This window comes from Psychrobacter sp. ANT_H59 (genome assembly GCF_008369225.1).
Lineage (GTDB): Bacteria > Pseudomonadota > Gammaproteobacteria > Pseudomonadales > Moraxellaceae > Psychrobacter > Psychrobacter cryohalolentis.
The window spans coordinates 205,014-217,242 of record NZ_VOBE01000004.1 but is presented as its reverse complement, the minus strand read 5'-3'; the positions used below and the strand labels follow the sequence as shown (position 1 = coordinate 217,242).

Here is a 12,229-nt window from a genome sequence, read left to right as displayed (position 1 = left end):
ATATATTTTGTTATTTTAATACTTTTAAGCCGGCTTTATTATCACGTTTGGGCTTAGGAGCTGCTACATTTGTTTTAGAGCTGCTACTCGCAACGGCATCGTCTTCAGGCACATAATTGTCATATTCATTGGGATCGAAAAACATCCCTTGAGAGTTCTCTTTTGCATAAATACCTAGCACTGCTGTGAGCGGTACCCAGATCTCTTGTGATACACCGCCAAATCGCGCACTAAAATGAATATAGTCATTCTCCATACTCATATTACCAGTGGCACGGCTAGCAATATTGAGCACGATACGACCATCTTGCACATGCTCTTTTGGAATTTGAACATTATTGGCGGTTGCATCGACCATCAGATACGGCGTAAGCGCATTGTCTTCTATCCATTGGTACAAGGCACGTATCATATAAGGACGTGTTGGAGTAATAGATGTGGTTTCTTCGCTCATCTTTGGCTTCCTATATTGACGGTATTAAGTAAGGGTTAAAAGGTATCAGCGGCAAAAGATTATTTACAGAAATTCATTTGCGCTTCATTATTTGTTATTTTAAGGCAGCATTTGACTGTTGTCTAATTAACGCACGCTTTTTTGAAAGCTATCTCGCTCAAAGACCCGTTTTTGATAGTCAAACAGAGGGCGACTGATAGCGCGTGGTAGCTCAATGTCCATCTCTTCCAATCGCCATAATAAAGGTGCTAGCAGCACATCACACCAGCCAAACTCATCTGCCATAAAGTAAGACTTGTGCGCAAATAATGGTGATATAGTGATGAGCGAATCACTCAGCTGTTTTCTAGCCATAACCGCTTGAGCTTTATTAAAGCTGTCTGGATGCATAAGCAATCGCTTACCGAGTGAGAGCCAATCGCGCTGAATACGCCATGCTAACTGGCGAAATTGTGCCCGCTCTTGTGGCGTCTCAGGCAAGAGCTTATTGGCATGATAACGCTCTTCAAGGTACTCAAAGATGACGTTTATCTCATAAAGCGCAATCTCACGCTGCTGTAGGACAGGTAAAGTATGATAAGGGTTCAGCTCGGTTAAATCCTCAGGACGCTCAGAATGCAAACGTGATAAATAATAAGCGAGCTTCTTTTCTTCAAGCAATAGGCGCACCACATGACTGTCGTAGCCGTCATCAGCGTATAAAATTAGCTGACTACTTGGAATGTCATTCGCATCAATCATGAAAGCCTAATGTTAATAGTAAAGCCTGCCATCGTAAACAATGTTGCTGTGTTTATCAAGGTAGCGTACGTAAACACTGTCGCTTAAAAATTTGGCGCTTAGCTTGCTTTTGCGGCTGATTTATAAATGTTTAAAGCATAAAAAAGCACTACCGAAGTAGTGCTTTTTTTATACCAATATCTTGCTCGATTATCAATATCGCTTATTTGATATCTTTCCAGAATTCTTTATTGAGCAAGTAAACTGGAATCAGTAAGACAAGTAAGAATAAAATCACAAAGAAACCAATCACTTTACGGTCGTGACGAACAGGTTCTGCCATCCATGCCATAAAGTTAACCAAGTCACCTACTTCAGATTCGAACTCTTCCTGACTCAGCTCTTCTTGCATGTTATGCAAAACGTGAGGCATTGCCGCATTTGCGAGGACTAAGTTATTAGCACCCCAAGGACGGCTTGGATCTTCGTAAAAAGACAATAGGTAAGTGTAAACCCAATCATCGCCGCGCAGTCTTGTTTCAAGTGACAAATCTGGAGGAGCCGCGCCAAACCATGAGGCTTGTACTTCAGGGTCAATCTCAGCATCGATATGATCACCGATCTGATCGGTCGTCACCATCAAATACTTTTCGACCAACTCAGGTGGTATCTCTAAGTCTTTAGCGATGCGTGAGTGACGAACGTACTTGGCTGAGTGACACCCAGCACAGTAGTTCATAAACGTCTTAGCACCGTTTTGTAGTGAGCCCTTATTGGTAAAATCAATAGGCGCTGTACTACAAGCCAAATGCTCTACAATGCCCTCAGCATTGGTAAACGTACCGCAGCCACTACCTGCTGCTAGAGCGCTACCAGCAGTCAAAGTTAATGCCGCGCCTAAGCCCAAACCTGCTAGGGATTTAATTAGCGTGCTCATTAGTGACCTCCGGTAACGCGTTCTGGTGGCTGTTTACACTTCTCAATGGCAGTGTAAAACGGCATCAATAAGAAGAACAAGAAATACAATATGGTAAAGATACGAGCCATTATAGTTGCTGTTGGGGTGGTAGGTGTCGCACCTAAATAACCCAATACTAAGAAACTAATAGCAAACACGGTTAAAGCGATTTTAGATAAAATGCCTTTATAACGTATCGAGCGTACTGGCGATCTATCAAGCCAAGGTATTAAGAACAATACGGCAATAGCAGCACCCATCGCAATCACACCACCAAGCTTATCAGGAACGGCACGTAAGATGGCATAGAAAGGCGTGTAGTACCATACCGGTGCAATATGCGCTGGTGTTTTTAGTGAGTTTGCAGTTTCAAAGTTTGGTGGCTCAAGGAAGAAGCCGCCGCCTTCTGGGAAGAAGAATACCACAGCAAAGAATAAGATAAAGAAGACAACAATACCAACCATATCGTGTACGGTGTAGTACGGATGGAATTCGATACCATCTAATGGCACACCGTTTTTGTCTTTTAGCTTCTTAATGTCAATACCATCAGGGTTATTAGAACCCACATGATGCAGAGCCACTAAATGCATAAAGACTAAGCCGACAAGTACAAGCGGAATCGCCACAACGTGTAGAGCAAAGAAGCGGTTTAGCGTGATACCTGAAATAATGTAATCGCCACGAACCCATTCAGCAAGACCATCGCCAATGACTGGTAGAGCCGCAGGTAGGTTTAGAATAACCTGAGCACCCCAGAACGACATGTTGCCCCAAGGAAGTAGGTAACCGAAGAAACCTTCTGCCATCAATGCTAAGTAAATACCCATACCGATAAGCCAAATAAGCTCACGCGGTTTTTGGTATGAACCATATAGCAAGGCTCTGAACATATGCAAGTAAACAACTACGAAGAACGCAGATGCGCCAGTCGAGTGCATATAACGGATGAGCCAGCCACCCTTAACATCACGCATGATATATTCAACAGACGCAAATGCCCCTTCGGCACTTGGGTTATACATCATCGTCAGCCAAATACCAGTTACTAACTGATTGACCAGCACGACCATTGATAGCACGCCAAAGAAGTACCAAAAGTTAAAGTTCTTTGGTGCATAGTACTTTGACATATGATATTCGTAGGTTTCAGTCGCAGGAAAGCGCGCGTCCACCCAATGCATTAACTTTTTACCCATGCTCATATTAAGCCTCCCCAATCGTCAAGATGGTACCATCCATGTTGTACTCTGGGATAGGTAAGTTAAGCGGTGCAGGTACGCCACTATAAACGCGACCCGCTAAATCGTATTTAGAGCCATGACAGGGGCAGAAAAATCCACCATACCAGTCATTACCACCTAAATCGGCTGCGCCAACATCAGGACGGTAGTTTGGTGCACAGCCTAAATGTGTACAGACGCCTTCTACCACCAATACTTCTGGTGAGATAGAGCGTTCAGGATTTTTACAGTACTCAGGTTGCAAAGAGGCACTAGAATCAGGGTCAGACAATAATGGCTTTACTGACTCAAGCAACGTCAGCATCTCTTCAGTACGCTTAACCACAAAGATGGGTTTGCCACGATATTTGACGACAATCATTTGTCCTGCTTCGATAGAACCAATATCTTGGGTCACTGCTGCACCAGCAGCTTCAGCTTTAGCACTTGGGGTCCAAGAGCGAACAAAAGGTGTTGCCACAGCAGCTACCCCAGCTGCACCAATTACGGCAGTCGAGGCAATCAGAACTCTACGGCGTTGTACGTTAACGCCTTCGGCATGGCTCATTAATACTTCCTCCAGGTGAATGAAATGGGATTATCCCACACTGGGTTTGTGACTTAGAATAGAAACAATTATCAAGCCACGTTAGCTGTGCCTAATTTTGCTAATTGTTGCTATTCTAAGCTATTTTGGTCATAAAATAAATTATTGTGTTAAAAATAAAGCAACCTCGATAGGGCACGCTAAAACGTTAAACAAGATAATCAAGACATAACATCTTGATTATCATTGTTTAACACCGGCTTTATCTCAACAAAAACGTTATGGATAATGACCTTATAAATGATAAGGGTATTCGGCAATAGCGAATGATACTTGAAATTACGACAATGTTCACTAACTTTCAGCACATCACTACTTTGTAAGTCGCTGTGACGCTATTATCACCACTTTATATTATAAAGTGATGATAGTTACATGCACAAAGACTTAGATTAGCTCTCAAGCGTATTCCAGCGTTCAAGTTTAATCATCATCTCATCTTCAATAGCAAGCAGTCGCTCACTAGCAGCTGTTGCCGCATCAAAATCTTGATTAAACCAAGTACCGTCGGCTAGCTTTTCTTCTAGTTGCATTTGTTCCGCTTCTAAAGCAGCGATCTCTTTTGGTAACGCATCAAGCTCACGCTGGTCATTAAAGTTAAGCTTTTTAGCAGCAGTATTAGGTTTCGCTACTGCTGCTGATTTATTAACAGATTTGCTGTTGGCAGTAGTATTACTATTAGAAGATTTAGCTGCTTTAGAAGCTTCTTCGCGATTCTTTTGTACCAAATACTCTTGATAGCCGCCGACATACTCGCTGACCGTCCCTTTGCCATCTTCATCAGTATCAAATACCCAAGTGGAAGTGACGACATTGTCCATAAATGAGCGATCATGGCTAATGAGCAAAATCGTACCACCAAAGCTGGCGACTGATTCTTCTAGTAGCTCAAGTGTCGCCATATCCAAGTCGTTGGTTGGCTCATCGAGTACGAGGATATTTGCAGGTTTTAATAATTGCTTAGCAAGTAGCACGCGGTTACGCTCACCACCTGATAATGCTTTAACGGGCGTACGGGCACGCTCTGGCGCAAATAAGAAATCTTGTAGATAGCTCATAATGTGCGTCTTACGACCGCCGACTTCGACGAAGTCAGAACCTTCTGAGACGTTTTGCGCCACACTGGCTTCCAAATCTAACTGATCACGCAGCTGGTCAAAGAAAGCAATTTTTAAGTTAGTACCTAATTCAACGCTGCCTGTTTTGATCACATCATCGTCTGACATATCGAGTAGGGCTTTAATAAGCGTGGTTTTACCTGCGCCATTCGGACCGACGATACCGATTTTGTCACCGCGCATGATGGTAGTGCTAAAGTTATCGACCAATACATGGTCATCATATTGTAGGTGTAGATTTTTGACTTTGCAGACCAGCTTGCCGCTTTTCTCGCCTTGACCCATGGTAATATTGACATTACCGACTTGCTCACGGCGGTCGCTACGCTCTTCGCGCAACGCTTTTAGCTCACGCACACGACCTTCGTTACGGGTACGGCGTGCTTTGATACCTTGGCGAATCCAAACTTCTTCTTGTGCCAATTTTTTATCAAAATTGGCATTGTTCTTCTCTTCAGCTAGTAACTGTAGCTCTTTTAGCTCTTGGTAGCGTGCATAGCCACCTTCACCTTGAGTGACGTCATAGCTGGTCAATTGACCACGGTCAAGCTCAATGATACGAGTCGATAATTTATTTACGAACGCTCTATCATGGGTAACGAACAATAATGTCAGACCTTGCCAATCTAATAAAAAGCGCTCAAGCCACTCAATGCTATCAACGTCCAAATGGTTAGTCGGTTCATCGAGAAGCAGTACATCAGGTTTAGTTACTAACGAGCGTGCTAATAAAACACGGCGCTTACGACCACCAGATAGTGATGATAAGTCATCGTCTGGATCGAGACCCATTGTCGTGATAAGACGTGTTGCTTCGCGCTCTAAATCCCAACCATGTACCGCATCGATATCATGCTGCAAGTCTGCCATACGCTCGCAGGCATCCATGTCACCATTGGCACATAAATCAGTTTGCACATTATAATTAATCAGCAGCTCGGCAGTGCGTTTGCTGCCACCCATAACGATATCTAAAATTCTACCGCTGGTTTCAGGTACATCCTGCTCGAGCATAGCGACGCGTACACTATTGTTAATAATAACTTCGCCGCTATCAGGCAACAATGTGCCATTAATCAGTTTAAATAAGGTGGATTTGCCTTCGCCATTGCGACCAATTAAACACACGCGCTCGCCTGAATCGATAGCAAAGTCAATACCATCAAGGACAGGAGCGACGCCAAAGGCTAAGTGAATATCTTTTAAATGTATCAGTGCCATAGAGTATCTTAAGCTTATATAATAGTGAGGTAGGGGTTGTTGCAAAATTTGTAGCAGTATAACATGCTGCCACGTAACTGTAGCGTGCGTAAATAGATTTATCAGCACGATTTTATGACGATTAATTTATTAAGCAATGTAGAACATCTTATCAAGGCTTTAGCCATCGTTAGCCATAGCATCTAGTATTGAGAAAAATATGAATGAAGCAAATCCAAAAAATAACAGTGTATCCAAGCCGCAAATCGACAGCTTAGCCACACAAGCTGATTTACAATTGCAGTTAGTCGAACTGCAGATGAATATGTCTCATCTTGAGTTGACCGTAGAACGCCTTGACGACGTCATTACTCGTCAAGACAAACATATCCAAACGCTACAACGACAATTACAATTTATTTATAAACAAGTTGAAAGCCAAGATGAAGAAGGAGGCGTGGCACCTTTTGACGTTATGGCAGACAGACCACCCCATTATTAACCATAATATGCCATACATAAACAGCGACTAACTGAATTATTTTGAATGAATTTATATATGTATTTTCGGATAAATATACTGTGTAGTGACTATCCAGTCATATTAGAGAAATAATGTTGTTTTAGTGTACTAAAAACATTAGTATCCTTCACCTTAAGTACCGTCTACCTAACAAAGTTCGGGATAGCGGTAAACAACGTGGATGTTTGGAGATACACAATGGGCGCAAATTTTAATCTTAAAACCCTCACGGTAGCTATTGCTACTCTTTCTATTGCTAGTGTTGCGAGTGCGGCAGGTCTTGATCGTTCAGGTCAAGATATCACAGCGTTTTTACAAAATGGTGTATATGCTGAAGCGGTTTATACCTATATTGATGGCGATGTCACTGGCAAAGATTCGTCAGGTAAAGAGATTGATGATATTGCTGAGTCTTATGACTTTTTTCGTTATGGTGTAAAAGCGGATATCAACGACACTTTTAGTGTTGGTGTTTTATATGACGAGCCTTTTGGTGCAGCAGCTGACTATAGTGGTAAGAATGACTTTGTAGATCAAAATCCTCTTTCACCTAGAAATGGTGAAGGTACCAATGTTGAAGTTCGTACTGAAAGCATCACTGGCATTGTTGGCGCAAAACTTGGCGAAAATAAGAACTTCCAGGTATATGGTGGTCCAGTAGCTCAACGTGTGAAAGCCAATGTGAAATTGCGTGGAACTGCTTATAGTATCGCTAATGGTTATAGCACCAATATCAGTGCTGATCAGGACTATGGCTGGTTAGCTGGTGTCGCTTACAGTAAGCCTGAAATTGCCTTACAAGCTGCTCTAACGTATCGTTCAGAAATTGAGCATAATACACAGGCTGCAGAAATCTATCCTTTCGCTCAGAGAGTTGGTCTTTCGCCAAATAGAATCGATAATATTGAGATCACTACCCCTGAATCAGTGAATTTTGATTTCCAAACGGGTATTAATCCTACGATGCTAGCTACAGCAAAAGTACGCTGGGTACCATGGAGTGATTTTGCGATTACACCATCATTATACAATGAGACTAGCCAAAAATTAGCAGGTCAGCCTGGTATTCCTCCTGAAGGTTTAGATTTGGTTAGCTATGATAAAGACCAGTGGCAGGTTGAATTAGGTCTTGCTAAACGTCTAACGCCAGTATTAGCAGTGACCGGTACGGTTGGCTGGGACAGTGGTGCTGGCAATCCAGTTACGTCATTAGGTCCTATTGAAGGTTACTATAGCGCTGGTCTTGGTGCAAAGTATAATTTGACCGACAACTGGGCTATTTCTGCTGGTGGTAAATACCTGTGGTTTGGTGATGCCCAAGGTCAGATACCTAGTAAAACTGTTGTCAGTAACTTTGAAGATAATGATGGCTTTGCTCTTGGTGTAAAATTATCTTATCAAGCCAAGCAAAACTTTAACTAAGCGCTTATGCCTTTACTTTAAATAATACTGTTTTAACAATTTTAAAAGCGATCCTTAAGGGGTCGTTTTTTTATGTATTAAATTAAAAATCTAGAATTACTAACTATTAGATTTAAGTTTGCTAAAATTACAATTTATGAGTTACTTTATGAATATTTGTTTTGTATTTTTGTTCGTTTGCTTTAGGTCTAGATAAATGTACTGAACAGTCATTATTAAGAAATAAAGTGTTTTAAGTGTTGTTTTAGTGTCAAAAAGTGATTACTATTCATTCAGGACGTCGTTTACATAAGTTTATATTTTAAGCAACAATGCCGAATATGAGTTATGAAGATGATTTAACAACTAGGATGTTTGGAGATACCCAATGCGCGCTACTTTTCATTTAAAAACTCTTGCTGTAGCGATAGCTACTCTTTCTATAGCCAGTATGTCTAACGCTGCAGGTCTTGATCGTTCAGGTCAAGATATTACAGCGTTCCTACAAGATGGCACCTATGCTGAGGCCGTCTATACCTACATCGACGCAGACGTTAGTGGCTTTGATAGTGCTAACAATGTCCCTACAAGCAATACCTATGTTAAAGGTAATGCCACTGGTGATATTGCTGAGTCTTATGACTTCTTTCGTTATGGCGTAAAGGCAGACATTAATGATACTTTTAGTGTCGGTATCTTATATGACGAGCCATTTGGTGCTGCTGCCAAATATGAAGGTGATAATAACTTTGTATCAAAAGGTGGCAATGGAGATGAGTCTGCTCGAGAAGTAACTGGTAATCCGTTAGTTAATCAAGCAGCTCTTAACGCAGCTGCTAGAGCTGCAGCAATTAACGCAGCAGCTAACCCGAATGATCCTAATGCTCAAGCTCAAGCTCAAACTCTTGGCGGCGCGGCGCGTATTGTAGCACAACAAGATGCAGATGCAGGTGAAGGCACAGACGTTGAAGTTCGTAGTGAGAATATTACTGCCATTCTTGGAATGAAGTTGGGTGCCACTAAAAGCTTTCAAGTGTATGGTGGTCCAGTAGCACAGCGTGTACGAGCTGATATTAAGTTGCGAGGCCTTGCCTATGGTCCTGCTACTGGTTACAACGCTCATGTAAATCCTGATCAAGATTATGGTTACCTTGCTGGCGTTGCCTTTAGCAAACCTGAGATAGCGTTAAAGGCGGCATTGACTTATCGTTCTGAGATTAAGCATAACACGCAGATTTCAGAGGATTATCCAGTGGTAGGGATAAATGGAGCAGTCAATGATATGGAGATAACAACACCTAAGTCAGTAAACTTTGATTTCCAAACGGGTATTAATCCTACTACGTTAGCGACAGCAAAAGTACGCTGGGTACCATGGAGCAATTTTGCCATTACTCCTCCAGTATACAATCAAGTCAGTAAACAACGTTTCCCTGAGGGTTTGAATCTGGTTGAGTATGATGACGATCAATGGCAGGTAGAGCTTGGTCTTGCTAAACGCATTGCCCCAGCTTTAGCCATTAGTGGTACAGTTGGTTGGGATAGTGGCGCTGGTGATCCAACGACTTCATTAGGTCCAATTGATGGTTATTACAGTGTTGGTCTAGGTGCTAAGTATAACCTTACAGAGAACTGGGCAGTATCAGCAGGTGGTAAATACTTATGGTTTGGTGATGCTCAAGGTCAACTACCTACAGATAAGATCGTTGGTGACTTCCAAGACAACGATGGTTATGTGGCTGGTGTAAAAATATCTTATCAAGCTAAATAAAACACTATTATAGACAAATAGGTTAGACATGAGAAAGCGATCCATTAAGGGTCGCTTTCTTATATATATGAATCGAGGAAAAACCTAATAGCTATAGAAATAGATAGAAACGGTACGTTAATATTGAGATTTGAATGCTATTTATATAAAGATTTACTACTTGCTATTATTAGGTAGTATAGAGATTTGCAAGAAGTAGCCTAGTGATACTGCATCTATTTAAAAATAAATAGGTAGTAACTTTCAGAGTAATAGACGTAGAGGGTTACTAACTACCTTTTTATCACGCAAATTGATGATATAGAGGCAGTTAGCATTGAAATAACCCAGTGATATTTAATCAAACAATAAAAAACCTCGTTACTATAACAGTAGCGAGGTTTTCTAATTTAACAGCAGTAATTAAAAAATGCTTATTGATCTAAGTTCATTTCCATTTCTTTAAACTTCGCTGAGACTGAGGCTTTTGGACCACCTGTCATAATACTTACAGCAAAGATGGCAATAGTACTTAAGATAAAGCCTGGAACGATAGCGTATAACCAGCTATTTAGTGCCATACCATTCATCTGGAAAGGACCATAGATCCATAAGATGACAGTTAATGCACCAACGACCATACCAGCAACCGCACCGTTTCGGTTCATACCGCGCCAGATAAGACTGAAAATAACCAACGGTCCAAATGCCGCACCAAATCCTGCCCAAGCGTTAGAGACCAAACTTAATACAGAGCTTTCAGGATTAGAAGCCAGCAAAATAGCAACGACGGCGACCACGATAACTGAAAGACGACCGACCATTACTTGGCGGGCTTCTGGTGCATCTCTATCAAAAAACAGCTTATACACATCTTTGGTTAGTGAGCTTGATACGACCAATAGCTGTGATGAGATTGTACTCATGATCGCGGCTAAAATAGCGGCTAACAAGAAGCCTGAAACTAATGGCGTGAATAAGAACTGGGTGAATACTAAGAAGATAGTTTCAGGATCATCTAAAGTCATTGCTGTTTTTTGTACATAGGCACGACCTGCAAAACCAGTCATCAATGCACCAATTAGACTTACAATCATCCAGCTCATACCAATGTTACGTGCCGTTGGTATATCTTTGACTGAGCGAATAGCCATAAAGCGTACAATAATATGCGGCTGCCCAAAGTACCCCAAACCCCAAGCCATTAACGAAACAATACCAAAGATCGTCATACCGCTGGTGACATTAAGTAAGCTTGGATCAATGTTCCTGACCGCCTCAGTTGTGGCTGAAATTCCGCCAAGATCAGTAAAGGCTACAACAGGTACGATAACCATCGCAAATAGCATGATAATGCCCTGTACAAAGTCAGTCATTGACACTGCTAAAAAGCCGCCGAATAGAGTATAGGCGACAACCACACCAGCAGTCACCCACAAACCTGTGGTATAAGATAAGTTGAGTGAGCTTTCAAACAGTTTACCACCACCAACTAAGCTAGCTGCTGTATAAACAGTAAAGAATAAAATAATTACAACTGCTGAGATAACACGCAGCATATGTGACTTATCTTCGAATCGATTTGCAAAGTAGTCAGGTAATGTGATGGCATTATCTGCAATCTCAGTGTAAACACGTAAGCGCGGTGCCACGATGATATAGTTTAAAAATGCACCCAATGTCAAACCGAGGGCAATCCAAATACTCACGACGCCATCGGCATACATATAACCCGGTAAACCAAGTAATAGCCAACCGGACATGTCTGATGCGCCAGCGGATAAAGCGGTTACCGCAGGACCGAGACTACGACCACCAAGCATATAGCCTTCGGTATCATTGGCTTGCTTAAAATAAGCATAAACCCCAATCCCGATCATCACTAAGAAATAGGCGCCAAGTGATATCAGCACGCCACTAGAAACTCCGTTCATATAAATAGTCCTTAACCAACGTTGTTGGCTGTCATTATTTTTAACGAGAAAAATTAAGTCTTGCAAGACGATGTTTAGAAACAATATCTAAAGACAAAAAAAGCCATTAAGTAGGACATAATGGCTTTTATTCAATATCTTCTGTTAGTTTTATATGATTGATGCTGTTTTAGGACAATACTTATCAAACAATGTGTATAGAAAAGGGCAAATATACTTATGTGTTGCTATGTTAAATGCCATCATCTCTTTACTACTTGCCAAATATTAATCGCTTATATAACCAATCATTTAAAACCATTAAACCTACTGTTTACTATCATATATTACTAGAGATGTTC

10 protein-coding genes are annotated in these 12,229 nt (G+C 41.5%); 3 read left to right on the top strand and 7 right to left on the bottom strand.

The annotated features are described in order from the left end of the window. Positions 1–10: 10 nt before the first annotated feature. From FQ083_RS08505 to FQ083_RS08480, 6 genes are all read right to left on the bottom strand, one after another. Complete coding sequence (locus FQ083_RS08505; RefSeq protein WP_149409548.1) at positions 11–454, bottom strand: ClpXP protease specificity-enhancing factor; 444 nt, start codon at positions 452–454, stop codon at positions 11–13. Positions 455–580: 126 nt separating this feature from the next. Continuing rightward, a complete protein-coding gene (locus FQ083_RS08500; protein WP_020443723.1) occupies positions 581–1,195 on the bottom strand; it encodes a glutathione S-transferase N-terminal domain-containing protein in 615 nt (204 codons plus the stop codon). A 202-nt stretch (positions 1,196–1,397) separates the two neighbouring features. Beyond that, positions 1,398–2,111, bottom strand: coding sequence for a cytochrome c1 (locus tag FQ083_RS08495; RefSeq protein ID WP_011513911.1), 714 nt, complete (start codon positions 2,109–2,111; stop codon positions 1,398–1,400). Continuing rightward, positions 2,111–3,331, bottom strand: coding sequence for a cytochrome bc complex cytochrome b subunit (locus FQ083_RS08490; RefSeq protein ID WP_406626821.1), 1,221 nt, complete (start codon positions 3,329–3,331; stop codon positions 2,111–2,113). The genes FQ083_RS08495 and FQ083_RS08490 overlap by 1 nt, the downstream gene beginning before the upstream one ends. A gap of 7 nt (positions 3,332–3,338) precedes the next feature. Continuing rightward, positions 3,339–3,923: a ubiquinol-cytochrome c reductase iron-sulfur subunit gene (gene petA / locus FQ083_RS08485; RefSeq protein ID WP_011513909.1), complete on the bottom strand. Its 585-nt coding sequence runs from the start codon at positions 3,921–3,923 to the stop codon at positions 3,339–3,341. Positions 3,924–4,354: 431 nt separating this feature from the next. Further along, the gene (locus FQ083_RS08480) at positions 4,355–6,301 is read right to left on the bottom strand and encodes an ATP-binding cassette domain-containing protein (protein ID WP_149409547.1); all 1,947 of its coding nucleotides are present in this window, start codon (positions 6,299–6,301) and stop codon (positions 4,355–4,357) included. A gap of 199 nt (positions 6,302–6,500) precedes the next feature. Here FQ083_RS08480 and FQ083_RS08475 point away from each other — a divergent pair, with 199 nt between their 5' ends. The 3 genes from FQ083_RS08475 (at position 6,501) to FQ083_RS08465 (ending at position 9,975) form a co-directional block, all read left to right on the top strand. Next, the gene (locus tag FQ083_RS08475) at positions 6,501–6,782 is read left to right on the top strand and encodes a SlyX family protein (RefSeq protein WP_020443720.1); all 282 of its coding nucleotides are present in this window, start codon (positions 6,501–6,503) and stop codon (positions 6,780–6,782) included. Between the two features lie 219 nt (positions 6,783–7,001). Then, complete coding sequence (locus tag FQ083_RS08470) at positions 7,002–8,225, top strand: OmpP1/FadL family transporter (RefSeq protein ID WP_011513906.1); 1,224 nt, start codon at positions 7,002–7,004, stop codon at positions 8,223–8,225. Between the two features lie 367 nt (positions 8,226–8,592). Further along, entirely contained in the window at positions 8,593–9,975 is a 1,383-nt protein-coding gene (locus FQ083_RS08465; protein WP_149409546.1) for an outer membrane protein transport protein, read from the top strand. A 413-nt stretch (positions 9,976–10,388) separates the two neighbouring features. On the opposite strand, the gene putP is transcribed toward FQ083_RS08465, so the two are convergent. Beyond that, the gene (gene putP, locus FQ083_RS08460; RefSeq protein ID WP_149409545.1) at positions 10,389–11,888 is read right to left on the bottom strand and encodes a sodium/proline symporter PutP; all 1,500 of its coding nucleotides are present in this window, start codon (positions 11,886–11,888) and stop codon (positions 10,389–10,391) included. Positions 11,889–12,229 lie beyond the last annotated feature (341 nt).

Coding starts and splice junctions, on each gene's coding strand:
- FQ083_RS08505 (WP_149409548.1), bottom strand. CDS start 454: ATGAGCGAAGAAACCACATCTATTACTCCAACACGTCCTTATATGATA.
- FQ083_RS08500 (WP_020443723.1), bottom strand. CDS start 1,195: ATGATTGATGCGAATGACATTCCAAGTAGTCAGCTAATTTTATACGCT.
- FQ083_RS08495 (WP_011513911.1), bottom strand. CDS start 2,111: ATGAGCACGCTAATTAAATCCCTAGCAGGTTTGGGCTTAGGCGCGGCA.
- FQ083_RS08490 (WP_406626821.1), bottom strand. CDS start 3,331: ATGGGTAAAAAGTTAATGCATTGGGTGGACGCGCGCTTTCCTGCGACT.
- petA (WP_011513909.1), bottom strand. CDS start 3,923: ATGAGCCATGCCGAAGGCGTTAACGTACAACGCCGTAGAGTTCTGATT.
- FQ083_RS08480 (WP_149409547.1), bottom strand. CDS start 6,301: ATGGCACTGATACATTTAAAAGATATTCACTTAGCCTTTGGCGTCGCT.
- FQ083_RS08475 (WP_020443720.1), top strand. CDS start 6,501: ATGAATGAAGCAAATCCAAAAAATAACAGTGTATCCAAGCCGCAAATC.
- FQ083_RS08470 (WP_011513906.1), top strand. CDS start 7,002: ATGGGCGCAAATTTTAATCTTAAAACCCTCACGGTAGCTATTGCTACT.
- FQ083_RS08465 (WP_149409546.1), top strand. CDS start 8,593: ATGCGCGCTACTTTTCATTTAAAAACTCTTGCTGTAGCGATAGCTACT.
- putP (WP_149409545.1), bottom strand. CDS start 11,888: ATGAACGGAGTTTCTAGTGGCGTGCTGATATCACTTGGCGCCTATTTC.